The 14,924-nt window shown below is 44.5% G+C and carries 14 protein-coding genes; 4 read left to right on the plus strand and 10 right to left on the minus strand.

Annotated features, from left to right (window positions below; translation table 11 throughout):
- Positions 1 to 75 precede the first annotated feature (75 nt).
- The 6 genes from BCU12_RS02985 to BCU12_RS03010 are packed head-to-tail and all read right to left on the minus strand — an operon-like array spanning position 76 to position 7,021.
- A complete protein-coding gene (locus BCU12_RS02985) occupies positions 76 to 1,728 on the minus strand; it encodes a BatD family protein (RefSeq protein ID WP_102402902.1) in 1,653 nt (550 codons plus the stop codon).
- Positions 1,729 to 1,730: 2 nt separating this feature from the next.
- Positions 1,731 to 3,659 (minus strand): VWA domain-containing protein, encoded by a 1,929-nt coding sequence (locus tag BCU12_RS02990; protein WP_102402903.1) that lies wholly within the window; start codon positions 3,657 to 3,659, stop codon positions 1,731 to 1,733.
- Complete coding sequence (locus BCU12_RS02995) at positions 3,652 to 4,626, minus strand: VWA domain-containing protein (protein WP_102402904.1); 975 nt, start codon at positions 4,624 to 4,626, stop codon at positions 3,652 to 3,654. Before BCU12_RS02995 ends, BCU12_RS02990 begins: the two co-directional genes overlap by 8 nt.
- The gene (locus tag BCU12_RS03000) at positions 4,619 to 5,098 is read right to left on the minus strand and encodes a DUF4381 domain-containing protein (protein WP_102402905.1); all 480 of its coding nucleotides are present in this window, start codon (positions 5,096 to 5,098) and stop codon (positions 4,619 to 4,621) included. Before BCU12_RS03000 ends, BCU12_RS02995 begins: the two co-directional genes overlap by 8 nt.
- The gene (locus BCU12_RS03005) at positions 5,099 to 6,043 is read right to left on the minus strand and encodes a DUF58 domain-containing protein (protein WP_102402906.1); all 945 of its coding nucleotides are present in this window, start codon (positions 6,041 to 6,043) and stop codon (positions 5,099 to 5,101) included. It lies immediately after the preceding gene.
- A 21-nt stretch (positions 6,044 to 6,064) separates the two neighbouring features.
- Positions 6,065 to 7,021 (minus strand): MoxR family ATPase, encoded by a 957-nt coding sequence (locus BCU12_RS03010; RefSeq protein WP_102402907.1) that lies wholly within the window; start codon positions 7,019 to 7,021, stop codon positions 6,065 to 6,067.
- A 346-nt stretch (positions 7,022 to 7,367) separates the two neighbouring features.
- Here BCU12_RS03010 and BCU12_RS03015 point away from each other — a divergent pair, with 346 nt between their 5' ends.
- Positions 7,368 to 7,568, plus strand: a complete 201-nt coding sequence (locus BCU12_RS03015) for a chromosome partitioning protein ParA (RefSeq protein ID WP_102402908.1) — start codon at positions 7,368 to 7,370, stop codon at positions 7,566 to 7,568.
- A gap of 133 nt (positions 7,569 to 7,701) precedes the next feature.
- Here the strand turns inward: BCU12_RS03015 and BCU12_RS03020 are convergent, their stop codons facing one another.
- The gene (locus BCU12_RS03020; RefSeq protein ID WP_102402909.1) at positions 7,702 to 7,884 is read right to left on the minus strand and encodes a hypothetical protein; all 183 of its coding nucleotides are present in this window, start codon (positions 7,882 to 7,884) and stop codon (positions 7,702 to 7,704) included.
- 182 nt (positions 7,885 to 8,066) lie between these two features.
- Complete coding sequence (locus tag BCU12_RS03025) at positions 8,067 to 8,570, minus strand: hypothetical protein (protein ID WP_133153801.1); 504 nt, start codon at positions 8,568 to 8,570, stop codon at positions 8,067 to 8,069.
- Between the two features lie 895 nt (positions 8,571 to 9,465).
- On the opposite strand from BCU12_RS03025, the gene BCU12_RS03035 reads away from it, so the two are divergent.
- Positions 9,466 to 10,401 carry a DMT family transporter gene (locus tag BCU12_RS03035; RefSeq protein WP_102402912.1) on the plus strand — a complete coding sequence of 312 codons (936 nt, stop codon included), beginning with the start codon at positions 9,466 to 9,468 and terminating at the stop codon, positions 10,399 to 10,401.
- A gap of 160 nt (positions 10,402 to 10,561) precedes the next feature.
- On the opposite strand, the gene pyrC is transcribed toward BCU12_RS03035, so the two are convergent.
- Positions 10,562 to 11,590, minus strand: coding sequence for a dihydroorotase (gene pyrC, locus BCU12_RS03040; RefSeq protein ID WP_102402913.1), 1,029 nt, complete (start codon positions 11,588 to 11,590; stop codon positions 10,562 to 10,564).
- A gap of 230 nt (positions 11,591 to 11,820) precedes the next feature.
- On the opposite strand from pyrC, the gene BCU12_RS03045 reads away from it, so the two are divergent.
- Positions 11,821 to 12,969 carry a YcbX family protein gene (locus BCU12_RS03045; protein WP_102402914.1) on the plus strand — a complete coding sequence of 383 codons (1,149 nt, stop codon included), beginning with the start codon at positions 11,821 to 11,823 and terminating at the stop codon, positions 12,967 to 12,969.
- Positions 12,970 to 13,116: 147 nt separating this feature from the next.
- Here the strand turns inward: BCU12_RS03045 and BCU12_RS03050 are convergent, their stop codons facing one another.
- Entirely contained in the window at positions 13,117 to 14,022 is a 906-nt protein-coding gene (locus tag BCU12_RS03050; protein ID WP_102402915.1) for a DMT family transporter, read from the minus strand.
- Between the two features lie 99 nt (positions 14,023 to 14,121).
- Here BCU12_RS03050 and BCU12_RS03055 point away from each other — a divergent pair, with 99 nt between their 5' ends.
- On the plus strand, positions 14,122 to 14,910 hold the full coding sequence (locus BCU12_RS03055) for a helix-turn-helix transcriptional regulator (protein WP_102402916.1): 789 nt from the start codon (positions 14,122 to 14,124) through the stop codon (positions 14,908 to 14,910).
- Positions 14,911 to 14,924: the final 14 nt, after the last annotated feature.

The raw sequence follows: 14,924 nt of genomic DNA on the forward strand, positions 1-14,924 counted from the left end.
CTTGAAAACTTTATTGAATGATTCTATTGGGCTATATCCATCTATTTCCATTAATGAATTCTTTGAACCTTAGTCCTAGAGGCGAGATAAAGTCTCTGGGGCTGACTGCTTTCGCTTCTCTACTTTTTTCATCAATGCAAATAGCCCCTTTTTGTCGGAAGACGACAATGGTGCGGAAGCATTATTACGGCAAGAAGTTTCAATCCACTGTTTGAATTGGCCTATTTCATTTTGGTCTTGCGTTGATAATGACGAGTGTTCCTTCAACCAGTTAGATAAGTGGAACTGACTTTTAATCATATCGTTTGTATTCATAGCATGTTTAAACGCTTCGAATGAAGAGCTTTCGTTGTACTCAATAGTAGCTTCGAACTGCTGACTCATTTGGTTTCGGTTGCGCAAGATATACAACACTGACACAAACCAAAGCACGGCGAATAGGGCAGTTAGATACGGCCAAATTCCTCGGTCATGGACGACACTGACAGATTGAGGGAGAGGTTTATTAGGCGTAACGATTTGGCTATTGTTCACTCCAACCGCTTCTACAATGGAAAGAACTAGGCCATTGATCGTTGATGTTTTCTGTTTCTTCTCAGCACTGTTCCACCAGTTCACATTCACATCGGAAAGTGTCTGCTCCCCTGACTTCTGGGGAATAAGCACCTGCTTAATCGTCATTACCGTGTCACCACGATCATTTTGAGTGAACTGTGGCTTCTCTTCATAGACTCGAAATTCTGATGGACTCGCGATTGTTAAATCGGGGAATTGGTTTGGGTTGAGCCCTTCTATTTGCAGTGTCACTATTCTCGTTAGCGCGTCACCCACGCGCATCTGATGCGGTGACGAGCTGCTGATAGATTGGCCATCTTGATCTAACCACTGCTGCTCTAAGGTCAGTTTCTTGCTTGGTAACCAGCTACCGGTGTAGCTTGCAGGTTTTGGGAGCACGGTCAGTGTGAATTGCTCAGCGGCTGTATCCGCCGTAATCATCGTAGTGGTGCCTGTTCTATTGCTTCCGTGTATAACGGTGCCCGTAAACGCTGGTGCAATCAAGGTGTATTCGCCACTTTCAACGGCTTCTATGCGGTAGGTTTGGTCAACTATCGTTACCTCTACGCCATCTTTAATGGTCTGATACTGATAGGGTTCACCCTCTAGCTGTATGTTCATCCCTTTTATCGTTGGCTGGACTATCTGAGCATTTTGCAGCCTTCGAGGGTCCGCTTTAATGATCAACCTGAAATCGAGCGTAGCACTCTCTTTTGGGTAGAGTGAGTTGGTCGACAATTTGGACTCAAGCTCAATAAAATCGGATGGCTTTGGTTGGTTCTCATCCATACGAACGGTGATTTTAATCGGTTGAGTTTTTGCACCCGCTATCTCAAAGCTAGGGATCGTTAATGTCCCCAGCTTTTGTGCGGCGAGTGAAACATTCCACTCACTGCGCGTGTTTCGAACACCGTTAATACTGTTAAATGAGGTACCAAAGCTGGGCCTCCCCATGTAAAAGTCGCCCTCTAGCACACTGAAATCAATCTCATCTTGAGAGACTCTATGGTCGACAACGATTCTCATCTGGAAAACTTCGTTTTTAACCACCTGATTTTTGCTTACGCTCACAACGGCTTGCACCGCATTATTGGCCGCGAAGCTGAACGGGCTCATCATTAGTAGAATCAAGGTTACGATTGCTGATGAGTATCGAATTAGATTGGAATGCATCTTCACCATTTCTTACCTGTGTTTTGAGGAGGTTGCTTTTGTTTGGCTTGCAGGAGCATTTGCGCTTGCAGTAAACGGCTTGGGTCGCGCGCATTTTCTACTTGCTCTAACTTGCGGATATCTGGGTCAACCTGATTCTGGCTATCTTGAGTCGTCGCCATTGAGTCAGACTGACTGTCAGCATCATGGTCTTCAGTGTTGTCACGTTCAGTTTGCTCTTGTTGTGCGTGTTTTGAAGTTTGGTCTTGTTCAGAAGCACTCTCTTGATCCTCTGGAGAAAGGCTCTCTGCTGACTCCTTATCTTCTTTGGAAGAGTCAGTTCCGTTTTGCTCGCCAGATTGGCTCGATGATGCTTCGTTTTTGTCGTTGTCGTTGTCGTTACTGTTGCTATTGTCGCTATCATTCTGAGAGGATTCGGAATCGTTCGATTCACTGTTTTCATCCTGAGTACCACTCGATTGACTGCTGTCGTCTGAATCCGATTCCTTTGACTCTGAATTGTCTTCTCCGCTCTGATCATCACCATCGTCTTGCTGTTGCTGTTGCTGTTGCTGTTGCTGTTGGGCTTGTTTTACAATCTCAAGGTTTTCAGTGGCTTCCTTCACGTAGTGGCCTTGCTCGATGAGCTTCGTATAGTTGGAAATCGCTTGCTCAAAGTCTCCATTTTGAGCCTGTGCGTTGGCTCGATTGTATTGTGCACGCTCGCCCTCAACACCTTCTAGGCTTTCAATTGCGGCTTGAAAGTTCCCCGCCTGATAGTGCGCTACACCTTGCCATTCTTTATTTATAAAAGCGTCCGCCGCTTGTTGGTATTCTTTAGCGTCATACAGCGCCTTAGCGTGCTGATCACTTGTTTGCCATGGGCTTGAGTTTACGCTGGTATGCGCATTTTGGTTCTCATTTGCACTCGCATTCACATAGTTAGGTTGCAGTAATACAAAACTCAGTGTCGCCACACTGAATATTACGCCTCTTCTAAACAACATAACTGCGGGAATGAGAAGGAAAGGTAGCAACCAGAAACCACTATTCACACGCTCTTCTAGTTTTTGCTGTTGCATCGACTCGGCATCAGTCACGATTTGCGTGGTGTAGGCGGTGATTAATTCGACATCTTTGCTGTCTGCTTGAACGGCAGTAAACAAACCGTCTTGGCTACGTGCCAGAGATTTCATGTTCGAGAAATTAGATTGAGCGATCACAGTCGTGCCGTTGTTGTCACGTAATAGTGTGCCGTCCGATAGTCGAATAGGCGCGCCAGATGGGGTTGCAATGGCTAATAGGGTCAATCGCCACTGCGTGTTATCCAAAAGGTCACGAATGGCATTTTTTTCGGAGTCATCCATGTCATCAGCGACGAGGATGACATCACCTTGATTCAAACCTGAGTTAGTCATCATCTCGATAGCAAGCTGAACGCCGGCAGCCGCGTCAGCACCAGGATAGGGCATAATGTCTGGAGAAAGGTTAGGGAGTAGATTCAACAGTGTTTGGTTATCTGTCGTCATTGGGCTAACGGTATAGGCATCACCCGCGTAGGCGATTAGCCCCGTGTTTCCTTCTTGCCAGGCTTTTAGTAGATCGGTAACTTTATATCGCGCCTGCGTTAAGCGATTCGGCTTAATGTCGGTTGCGTACATAGAAAAAGACATATCCATGACGACAACGCGCCCACCTGAATTGCCATAAACAGGGCGCTCAGATGAATAAAAACTAGGCCCAGAGAGCGCGATAACAGCGCATATTAGGCTTGCTCCTATGAAGTAAATAAATCCTTTACGTCGTGGCATGCTTTCAAGCCCTATCGCTTTGGCCAAATGAGGCGCAACGAGTGATGCGTGTTGGTTATTCTTACTCAACCAGACAATTAGGCCTATCGTTGGCACAAGCGCCAATAACCAAAATGGGTATAGAAAGGTAAAACTAGACAAACCCTCTCCTTAGAACGATAACGAACAGCGAAAGAATAAGAGATAACCCTAGAGGATACGTGAACCACTCTGTTTGCGGGCGCCACGTTTGGACGGCTTCGCTAACCGGTTCGAGTCGGTTGATGGTGTCATAAATCGACGCCAAATCTTGGCTATCTCGAGCTCTAAAGTACTGCCCACCTGTCAGGTCAGCAATATTTTTCAGCGTCACTTCATCTAGGTCATGCGCGGTATTCACTTTTCGGGTCATGAAAAACTCTTTGACCACCATCTCGCCAGCGCCAACACCGACTGTGTAGATTGTGGTATCGAATTTCTTAGCAATTTCGGCGGCTTCCATTGGGTCAAGTACGCCTGCATTGTTGCCGCCATCACTGAGTAGAATCATCACCCTTTGCGGGGCATCGCTATCCACAAACGTTTTTGTTGCCACGGCAATGCCATCACCAATGGCGGTTTGAGAGCCAATGAGCCCAAGAACGGTTTCGTTGAGCTGGTCTGACACCGTGTGTCTGTCAAGTGTCAGTGGTGTTTGAAGATAGGCATGGTCAGCGTATACAACCAAACCAATACGGTCACCGTGACGTTTTTCAATGAAATCTGAGAGGACATGTTTAACCGCTGACAGACGATCAACATAGTCGTCGCCTTGGCCTTGCTTCATGTCTTTTTGTGACATTGAGCCTGATAGGTCAACAACCAGCATGAGGTCTCGGTGTTCTGGTTGATATGTCACGGGCTCGCCATACCAAACAGGGCGAGAGAGAGCCGTAATCAAACTTATCCATATCAAAGCGGATAAGATTCGCAATAATGTTTGTTTCGGCGCCATGTTGCTGGTCGAATTAGGCAAATAGGGCAACTGTATAGGCGCGGCCACTTTTACTGGAGGCGCGAAGCGGTAAATGATGAATGGAAGTGGCAGGAGGAAGACCGTCCACCACCAGACAAATTCGATGTTAGCCAAGCTTACGACCTCGTTTTGGCGGTAGTGCTTCGTTCACCCATTGGTAGCAGTGTTCGATAAGCACTTGAGGATCTTCAACGGTGTTCTTTTTATAAAGGGCTTGTTGCCATTTACTTGCGTTATCAACGAAAAGCGGCGCGTCTAATTGTGAGTCTAAGAATGCATACCACTCCCCGCCAGTAAGGTGAGCAATACGTTCACGAGGAAAATAACTCAAGGCCGCTTGTCGCATTATCTCAATAGCAGCCGACGGCGATTCGTTGTGTAGCCCGGGCTGTAACAGTTTTAGCGCTGTTTTTTTCGGCGCTAGGCGCTTCTTATTCCACTTCGCTATAGCCAAGATGAACACAATAACGAAGAGCACACCTAAGACGGTTGCCCACCATCCCCATGCCATAGGAAACCAGGAAGGCAGTGGGGGAAGCTTCATTTCGTTAAGAGCCAAAAGAGCTGAGTTCGTTGAGTCCGTCATTTAGTGTTGTCCAGAAAGTTGTTGTAATAATGGTTGATGACTAGAAATAGCGGTAAAGGAAATTCCAAGTGACTGGCAGCTTTGCTTTAGTCCGTTAAAGTGTTGATTGTATTCTTTTTCAATGTTTCTTCTGTTTGTTTTGGATGAGAAGTCGATCCATTGAGATCTATCGTTGTTTGCGACTCTCTCTACACCTCTAAATGATGTTTTTCCGTATTCCAAAGGATCAGAAAAATGCACCATGCGGAGTATGTTGTGTTGGCGAAGCCGTTTAATGAGTGGGTCGCTTGGGTCTTTTAGCCTCACAAAATCACTCAGCAAAATGATTTCACTGCCTTTTGGACAAAGGCGGTGAAGCGCTTGTAATCCTTCAGACATAGAGGTGGTGTTTAATGCACTCGAGGCATGTTTACCCTCAAGGTATTCATTGTGAATCTTAATAACTTGTTGAAGCAGTGTTAATGGCCCACGATCACGCGCCGTTGGCTTAATATCAATGAGTGTGTGGCCTGTATCAATCACGGCCCCAATTCTGTCGTTGTTCGCGATACAAAGCCAGCTCAATAAGCTTGCCATGTGCGCAACCTGAACCGATTTTAGTTGTAAGGTTGAACCGAAAAAAAGGCTAGGGCTAAGATCAATGTAAAGCACGACTGGTTTTTCACACTCTTCGGTAAACAACTTGGTGTGCGGCTTACCAGTACGCGCAGTGACACGCCAATCGATACTTCGAATGTCATCGCCAACCTGATATTGGCGAACTTCGGCAAAATCCATCCCACGACCTAGCTTACGGCTTTGATGTTGCCCCGCGATTTGTGCCCAAAGGTTTTTGGCTGGTGGCAACCAATGGATGCTCTGCTGTTTGTAATAAAGCAGTTCATCTAGGCTAAGTGTGACACCATTCGCCTTTGGAGATAATGTCGGCTGTTTATTTATTGCCATACTATTACTGCCACCGCTCGCTTAAGCACTGCCCACTAAAGACAGTAGGTGATTAATGACCTTGTTCGGGTGAATGCCTTCGGCTTGTGCTTGGTATGAAAGTAACAATCTATGACGCAACACAGGAAAAGCCATTGCCTGAACATCTTCAGGTGAGACAAAGTCGCGCCCAGATAACCAAGCGTGCGCACGAGCACAACGATCAAGGGCAATTGTCGCGCGAGGGCTAACACCCATCTCAATCCATTCAGCTAACGTTTGATCGTAGGCTTGAGGCTCTCTTGTCGCCATCACTAAACGAATAATGTATTGCTCAATACTGTCGGCCATATGGATATTCAGTACATCCTGACGCGCTGCGAAAATATCTTGTTGAGACAGAGTTTGAGGAGCCACAGGTTGTTCACCTTTTGCTTCGCCTCGGTTAAGTCTTAATATCTCAAGCTCACTTTGCGCATCTGGGTAACTAACGTCCAAATGAAGCAGGAATCGGTCTAACTGCGCTTCAGGAAGAGGGTAGGTACCTTCCTGTTCAATTGGGTTTTGTGTCGCCATCACAAGAAATAGCTCAGGTAGCTTATAAGTGTTTTTACCGGCCGTTATTTGTTTTTCAGCCATCGCTTCAAGCATTGCGGCCTGAACTTTTGCAGGAGCTCGGTTGATTTCATCCGCCAAGACCAGTGAATTGAAAATAGGGCCAGGCTGGAAGCTGAATTCGCCAGTCTCTTGGCGGAAGATATCTGTGCCTGTTAGATCCGCTGGCAATAAATCAGGCGTAAATTGGATACGGTGGAAGTCACCTTCAATGCAATCAGCTAAAGATTTTACGGCACGCGTCTTAGCGAGACCGGGAGGGCCTTCAACCAATATGTGTCCGTCCGCTAAAAGAGCGACTAACAACTGTTTGACTAGATTCGATTGACCAATAACTTGGCTTTCAAGATAGGTTTGGAGTTGTTGTATAGCTAATATGCTCATCGATAGTTCTCTCCTAATTTTTCAATTAGTGAGCCAAAATTTAAAATAGTTCCATTAACAACGCTCTTGGGGATGCTGTTTGACGCAAAATTAACCAATGAGAAGTCGTTAACAATCAGATGATTACATTATGGGGTTGTTTACGCTTGTTCCAAGCGTTTGTAAGACGAAAAACAGGGTCTATATTCCATTTTTGGTTATTGGTGGATAGTTTGGTTGGGAATTAGGCAATTTCGAATCGTTATAGTGTGGGACAAGGGTTGGGCTAGAATAACGTAGATGAAATAGGTACACTTCAACGCAGAGATTCTGAATTCAATTTGAAATATTTGGGTAGGTAAAGATTATGAGTGATTTTGAAAAAGAATTGGAGCAAATGGCTCAGCAAACAGCCGATGAACCAGAGGTAAAACTGCCTACTCTTGATGAGCAAAAAGCAGTGGTTGCTGAACTCAAAAAACTAGAAGCTGAAGGTAAATTAACGCCAGAAATACTCGAAGCGCATTTTGGTCAATTTTACGCAAAAAGTGATGCGCCAATTCACTAAAACATTACCTATTAATTTAGGTTGTTGTTATTAAATATATTAAGGTTGGTTCTTCCAACCTTTTTTCCTTTCTGTCTTTAAGGTTACGAATGGTCATCGTTACATTTCTCTAAGCCACATAGAATAAAAAAGCTCAAAACGCGTAGATGATATTCTCTAAACTGTTGAATGTGATTTGAGGTAGCCATGGAATAGCAATTGTATTGGTGGTGAACTCAACACCGACAAAGATTTTAACTACACCAATCGTAGAAAGAGGAAGTAACCCTTTTGAGCTTTTTGTAAAACCATCGTCCGCGATTTTATCTAGAGCCATTTACCAATCCTTTAAGATGAATATGTGCTAAAAAAATCTACTTGCTAGCACTGGCACACCAAATCAAGCGAGTGCTATTACAGACCATGGTGGTGATTGTGGCTAGCTTAAGGAGAGGTTGGATGTCATTTCCTTATCTAGTTCATGCTAGCCATTAATGGAGATATCAGTTTTTACAAAGTTTAGATGTCATTGCGAACTATCGTGTACATCTCACCGCCACGAGATACATGAGTAATGTACATCTCATAATCTCCATAGTAAGCAGTGAGTTTACTGATACGCTTGTTATCGTTGTTACCTCGATAGCTAACCTCATAGTCAATGTTTTTCAAGTCTAAGTCTTTCATTACCGTTTTATAGAAGATGGGACCATATGACCACTTAGTATCCAGTGGCGTCGAAACACGGCACCATTCCGATGTAGCGGAATATTGCCTTAAATACATAGCGACAGAACCATCTGAATTAATACCGACTAGGTAATCTTCATCGCCACCGACATGACCATAATTATCGATACCCATGGATTTAGCTTTGTCTACAGCAGTATTGAAACTGGGTAAGGTGTCCATACAAATGTCCATGAATGCCTCGGCACCTTCAGGGGTAGTGGTTGCAGGGGGCACTGTTGCACATCCGGTAATAGTTAACGCTAATGGGATAGCCAATAGAAACCTATTCATTCTTTATGTTTTCCTTATAATTCTTATCAATAATAAAATGGGCAAGCCTTGCTTGCCATTCATTGATCTTTTGTATGTCAAAAGTAACTGATCACCTAAATTAAAACCTTGATGCATAACCCATAAGTTGTCAGCTTGTAGTTAGAAAGTACTAATTGTGATGCTTATCAATCAAAGCTGAGTAATCTGTCTAGTTGATCCAGTCACCCACAGAATCGATACTTCCCTACACCCGCCTGCGATGTATTGTGAACGGTTTTTTCGCACAAACTTAAAACCCAAGAAATAGCCCTTAAAACAGCCAAATAAAATTTCATTCAATGATCTGTTTTGAAAGAACAATCACTCTAAACGATCTGGAAAGATTGCGAACTTGTTTGTAAGTTATTGATGAATAGTGAGTCAGATAGATTTAGTCATGTTGTATAAGGATCTAATGCAATACTTAATGATCACGTTTAACGGGCCAAAACCCTTATGGTATAAAGCATTGAAGCAAAAACTAGAGGCAACGTACTTTCTCAACATTGAAAACTGATATAACTGATATAACTGATACATTAAGGAAGAAGTAGCGAAATGGAGTGATGTTTATGGCGAACCCAATAGAACTAACTGACTATTTTTAGAACAGGTTTAATGGTGCGATTGACTCAGTTGAGGCCATCACATAAAAAAGGACAACATTAAAGCAATCGTATTCAATAAGGTGCGATGTTCGAAAAATGCATTTGCAGTTCAAGAAATATTGGTCACTCATTACTAACTTCAGATCTTTTTGTTCCAATCTAAAAATATTGTCCACCTTGTGTGGGCTTTTGTTTTTGATGGTTCTTTCGTCCTATTTCGTTGTAGAGTAGCGATAGTTTAATAAAACCATCAGTAAAGGATTTACGTGCCGATTTACCTAGCTACTGCAGTTGCGATGCTTGCTTTCGCCGCTAATTCAATTCTATGTCGCCTCGCGTTAGCTCAAGGCTCGATTGACCCTGGTTCATTCACTGTTGTTCGCATTGTTTCCGGCTTAGTTACTCTGGTTTTTATTCATTTTCTTGTGTCAGTGTTGTCTCGCGATAATTCAAAACCGACAACAGAGTCTTTAGGCAAAGAAGAACAAAAACGAAAACACGAATCGGAGCATCTATTACCAAGAACGAAGCCCAGCATTATCATGGCTATCTGGGGTGGACTCTCTTTGTTTACCTATGCGATTGGCTTTTCTTACGCCTATGTTGAATTAGCTGCGGGAACCGGGGCGCTTCTGTTGTTCGGTGCGGTGCAGATGGCAATGATAGGATTCCATATCTGGCAAGGTAATGGGCTCAACCGCTACGAAACCATTGGGCTAACAATATCGCTATTGGGTTTTGTTTTGCTGATGCTACCTTCATCTACGACCCCTGATTTATTCTCAGCGTTGCTGATGATTCTTGCAGGCGTAAGCTGGGCAATACTGACATTGTTGGGTAAACGCAATTCAGGGGTTGCTCCGAGAGTGGGGATGACAAGGAGTTTCTTGGCAGCAACTATGCTCACGATATTGGTTGCGCCTTGGCTGATTAATATCGATGAAATAACACCGTTAGGGCTCATCTGGGCGATACTGTCAGGGGCGTTTGCTTCAGGTGTTGGGTACGTGATTTGGTACTTTGCTCTTACGAAGCTTTCTGTGCTGAGGGCTTCCATCGCTCAACTCTCTGTCCCTATTATTGCGCTTGTTGCAGGGGCAATGCTGCTGGGAGAGTCACTGTCTTTAACCGTCGTCATCACCAGTTTGATGATTCTTGGCGGGATAGCTCTAGTCTTTCTCGCTAAGAATAAACAGGGTTGAACATAAATCTCTTGATTGCTGAACAAGCTTAATAAACACGGCCACAAACAAAAAACACCGCTCATTCTATAGAATTTGCGGTGTTTTATTTCTTATGAAAGCCCGCAAAACTGCGTTCAGCGCGGGTAAATAGAGTTGCTATTTAGCGTAGCGAGTTTCTCTATTTCACTTTCCATTCAATGTTTTCGCCAGCGCGAATAGGGACAACTTTGTCTTGGCCAAACGGCATAATCTCATCAACCAACCAAGACTCTTTCACCATGGTGATCGTGTCTGAATTACGTGGTTGGCCGTAAAAATCAGGGCCATTGTGGCTAACGAACGCTTCTAAGTTTTCCATCTTACCTTCAAGTTCAAACACTTCAGCGTACAGTTCAACAGCAGCGTGAGCCGTGTAAGAGCCCGCACAGCCACAAGCCGCTTCTTTTGCTTCTTTTGAGTGAGGAGCAGAATCTGTACCAATGAAGAACTTTTTGCTACCACTTGTTGCTGCTTCTATAAGGGCCTGTTGGTGTGTACCGCGCTTTAGAATAGGTAAGCAGTAGAAGTGAGGCTTAATACCGCCAACCAGCATGTGGTTACGGTTATAAAGCAAGTGGTGTGCTGTGATTGTTGCCGCAACGTTTTCATTCGCGTTTTGAACGAAAGTGGCTGCGTCAGCTGTGGTTATGTGCTCTAAAACAATCTTAAGGTTTGGAAAGTCATTCACGATTGGCGCTAGAACGGTATCTAGGAATTTCTTCTCTCGGTCGAAAATATCAACATCGTGTGTTGTCACTTCGCCGTGAATAAGAAGCAACATACCGACTTCTTGCATGGCTTCGAATACTGGGTAAATGTTCTTCGCTGAAGTCACACCTGAGTCAGAGTTGGTAGTCGCACCTGCAGGGTATAACTTAGCGGCCACAACCGCGCCTGAAGCTTTCGCTTTGCGTATTTCATCAGGTGTTGTGTTGTCTGTTAGGTATAGCGCCATGAGTGGCTCGAACTGCTCACTTGGCTTTTCTGCCATGATGCGATCGCGATAGGCTATTGCCATTTCAGTATCGGTTACAGGTGGGACTGTATTTGGCATGATGAGTGCGCGCCCATTATAACGGCTGATGTCGCGAACAGTGTCGGTAAGAACGTCGCCATCGCGTAAATGAACATGCCAGTCGTCTGGACGAGTGATAGTAATTGTTGTCATTGAAAAGCTCCCACCAATGAGTTGTTGTGTGATTGGAGCCCAGACAGAGCAATGAGGCAAACGCTTCCGTCTAGGCGACAGGATGATAGTGGAAAAGCGGAATGAATTCACCTCATTTCTTATCATTCATGCACTAACACCGATTACAGACTTGATTTGATTGTTTGATACGACCTTACTTGGTTATAATTTTGCTCCTCACTCGCGTAACAGACAATTTAAGGGAAGCAATGTCACTCGCTCATCTTTCTCAAATCAATGTATACCCAGTTAAATCGGTTGGCGGTGTCTCGCTGTCGAGTGCTTGGGTAGAGCTTCAAGGGCTAAGTTTTGACCGTCGATTTATGCTCGCGACGTCTGACGGCACGATGGTCACCGCCCGAAAATTCCCTCAAATGGTAAAAGTGAATACGAGTCTGTTACCACACGGGTTCATTTTTACTGCGGAAGGAAAGTCACCATTAACGATCAGTTATTCCGAGTTTAAGAAGCAAGAGACACTCGCGACGGTTTGGAATGACAGTTTTACCGCCTATACCACAACCGATGAAGCCGATGATTGGTTTAGTGACATTATTGGCCAGAACGTCGAGCTTCTTTACTGCGGTGAACAATCGAATCGGGTGCGTGAAAAAATTGGTCATAACGTCAGTTTTGCCGATGGCTATCCGATGCTTTTGATCAGCGAAGCCTCACTTGAAGAGCTTAACCGTCGCAGCGATGAAGTTCATTCGATGACGCAGTTTCGAACAAACCTTGTCGCCAGCGGCACGGAGCCATTTGAAGAGGATCGCTGGAAAACGATACGAGTCGGTGAGGTTATTTTCGACATCGTTAAGCCTTGCGAACGATGCATCTTAACCACAGTCGACACAGAAAAGGGCACGTTTCGAGGCTCTAAAGAGCCATTAAAGACTCTCATGACGTTTAGAGCCGATGAAAATGGCGGCGTGTTTTTTGGACAAAACTTAGTCGCTAGAAATGAGGGCGTGATAACTCAAAGCGACAAGATAGAGGTGCTGGAGTATCAAGATGGTCAACGTTATAACGAACATGATGAAGAAGAGGCCACAGCTTCCAATGCTCGCGAAACAGCAGCTGAAGCCATTAAGGTGGAAGAAAAGAGCTTAACCTTAACGGTGAATGGCAAAGCCTTTGTCGGTAATAATCAGCAAACAATACTAGAACAAGCGGAAGCACAAGGTATTGATCTGCCCAATAAGTGCCGTGCTGGCTCATGTGGTGTGTGTAAGGTTTCGCTTCTTTCTGGCAAGGTGACTCATGAAGATGTTCCAGCGTTGAGGTTGATTCAAGAGGGAGAAAGATCCGCCATCGCGTGTTCTTGTGTTCCTCAATCGAATTGTGAAGTCAGCGCGTAGCGATTCGTTCATTCCCTTACATAGAAATGAATAGCAAAAAGACGATCAAAAAAGGTAAGCAATCATTGCTTACCTTTTGTATTTGCGTTGCCTTTAACATCAACACAATAGTGCACTCTTGTCTTATTCTCTTGAAATAATCATCAACTAAACCTGAGCCTTAGACAGCGCAGAGTCTAGTGGGATTGGGAACCTTCTTTTTTTAATCTGCGAGAGAATAACGCCAAAGATCACCATCAAACCACCAATGAGGTGGTAGTTGTGAATGGTTTCATTTAATAGCCAGGTCGCCAGTGCCACTGAGATAACAGGCATGAGGTTCATGAACATCGCAGTTGAGTCTGCGCCTATCACATCGATCGCTTTGATCCACATCCAGGGCGCTAATATAGAGGCTGCGACGGCTGCATAGCCGATCAAAGGTAATGATTCTTGCGTAGGCATTAGCTGTGAACTTGTTAGCCATAATGGCGTTAACATGAGTACAGCAAAAATACCTTGGCAATAAATCAGTGTCACGTTCCCAAGTTGCATTTTCCATCGCTTCAGCAAAACGCAATACGTTGCGTAGATCACTGCCGCGAGAAGCACTAACCCATCTCCCTGAGCAATATCCTGGTTGATGAAGAAACCAATGTCCCCGTGCCCCAGCATAAACGTAAGCCCTGCTAATGAAATCACACCACCGATGATACTGAAGGCTGATATCGATTTTCCAAGCAGTGGTACACTAATGAACACAGAAATAAGTGGAACAAGCGAGATGATCAACGACATATTCGACGCCGTGGTCGTGAGCCCAGCATAGTAGCCAAGCGACTGGTTTAAGACCATGCCAAGCAAAGAAAGGAATGCAAGCTTTGAAAGATAGGGCTTAATGATTTTCCATTGACGAATTACCGTTGGTAGGCAAAAGGGGGTCATGATCAACATGGCGAAAAACCAACGATAAAAGCTCATGGCACTCGGTTCAATCGCCGTAGCAGCCATCTTATTTACGATTGAGTTACCACCCCAAATTAAGACGGTAAAAAAAGGCAATAGATAAATCATGTGAACCTCATCGCAAGTAAGTGTGTGGAATTAAGTGTGACAGGTCGGTATGATTATATGTATCGTCAAAAAGACACGTTAAGTGATAGGAAGACAAGATTGAAAAAACCGGCTCGAATACTTCACCCCTCGTTATCAATTGCCCGCGCACCATCCGATGTATTTATGAATTTCGAAGCGTTCTTATCTAATACTGAAACACGGGTGCATAGCCATCCATGGGGCCAAGTTCAGCTGATCAGTGGGGGAATACTTGAGATGGAAGCAGAGAATACTCGTTTTCTGGCACCTCCTCATCTTGCGATTTGGGTACCTGCGGGCGCTGAGCACTGTAGCTATAATCGAAAGCCCCTCGATTATTGCTCACTCAATGTCGCACAAGAACTCACTTTGGGCTTCCCAAAACAAACGAGCTTGATCAAGGTAACACCAATAGTGTCGGCCATTATTGACGATTTCCGGAGACGAAAGATTAATGTCGCTGAATCAGAGCAGGACAAACGCTTAATTCAGGTACTCTTAGATCAACTTGCCACGGAAGAAACAGAAAGGCACTTTTTACCGACAACCAACAATAAGTATTTAGCGACTATATTGGAATCGGTTGAAGAAAGCCCAACAGACACAACGTCACTCGGTGAGTGGGCAGAGCGTGTGCATACAACAGAACGGACTTTGGCACGCCATTGTCAAACCGAGCTTGGTATGAGCTTTACTGAATGGCGTTTAAGAGTGCGTTATCTCTACTCAATGGATCTGCTAAGAAAAGGGCACTCAGTAAAAGAAGTCGCGTTGACGCTCGGTTACAACCAAGCCAGCCCTTATATTTCAATGTTCAAAAAATACTCGGGTCAAACGCCAGAACAATATAAGAATCGATTGTTGTAGATTTGTACTTTCTA

It is taken from the genome of Vibrio sp. 10N.261.55.A7, assembly GCF_002877365.1.
Taxonomy (GTDB): Bacteria; Pseudomonadota; Gammaproteobacteria; order Enterobacterales; family Vibrionaceae; genus Vibrio.

Bases quoted from the DNA above. Each gene is read 5' to 3' on its own strand.
- BCU12_RS02985 (WP_102402902.1), bottom strand. From the start codon at position 1,728: ATGCATTCCAATCTAATTCGATACTCATCAGCAATCGTAACCTTGATT.
- BCU12_RS03000 (WP_102402905.1), bottom strand. From the start codon at position 5,098: ATGACGGACTCAACGAACTCAGCTCTTTTGGCTCTTAACGAAATGAAG.
- BCU12_RS03005 (WP_102402906.1), bottom strand. From the start codon at position 6,043: ATGGCAATAAATAAACAGCCGACATTATCTCCAAAGGCGAATGGTGTC.
- BCU12_RS03010 (WP_102402907.1), bottom strand. From the start codon at position 7,021: ATGAGCATATTAGCTATACAACAACTCCAAACCTATCTTGAAAGCCAA.
- BCU12_RS03015 (WP_102402908.1), top strand. From the start codon at position 7,368: ATGAGTGATTTTGAAAAAGAATTGGAGCAAATGGCTCAGCAAACAGCC.
- BCU12_RS03020 (WP_102402909.1), bottom strand. From the start codon at position 7,884: ATGGCTCTAGATAAAATCGCGGACGATGGTTTTACAAAAAGCTCAAAA.
- BCU12_RS03025 (WP_133153801.1), bottom strand. From the start codon at position 8,570: ATGAATAGGTTTCTATTGGCTATCCCATTAGCGTTAACTATTACCGGA.
- pyrC (WP_102402913.1), bottom strand. From the start codon at position 11,590: ATGACAACAATTACTATCACTCGTCCAGACGACTGGCATGTTCATTTA.
- BCU12_RS03045 (WP_102402914.1), top strand. From the start codon at position 11,821: ATGTCACTCGCTCATCTTTCTCAAATCAATGTATACCCAGTTAAATCG.
- BCU12_RS03050 (WP_102402915.1), bottom strand. From the start codon at position 14,022: ATGATTTATCTATTGCCTTTTTTTACCGTCTTAATTTGGGGTGGTAAC.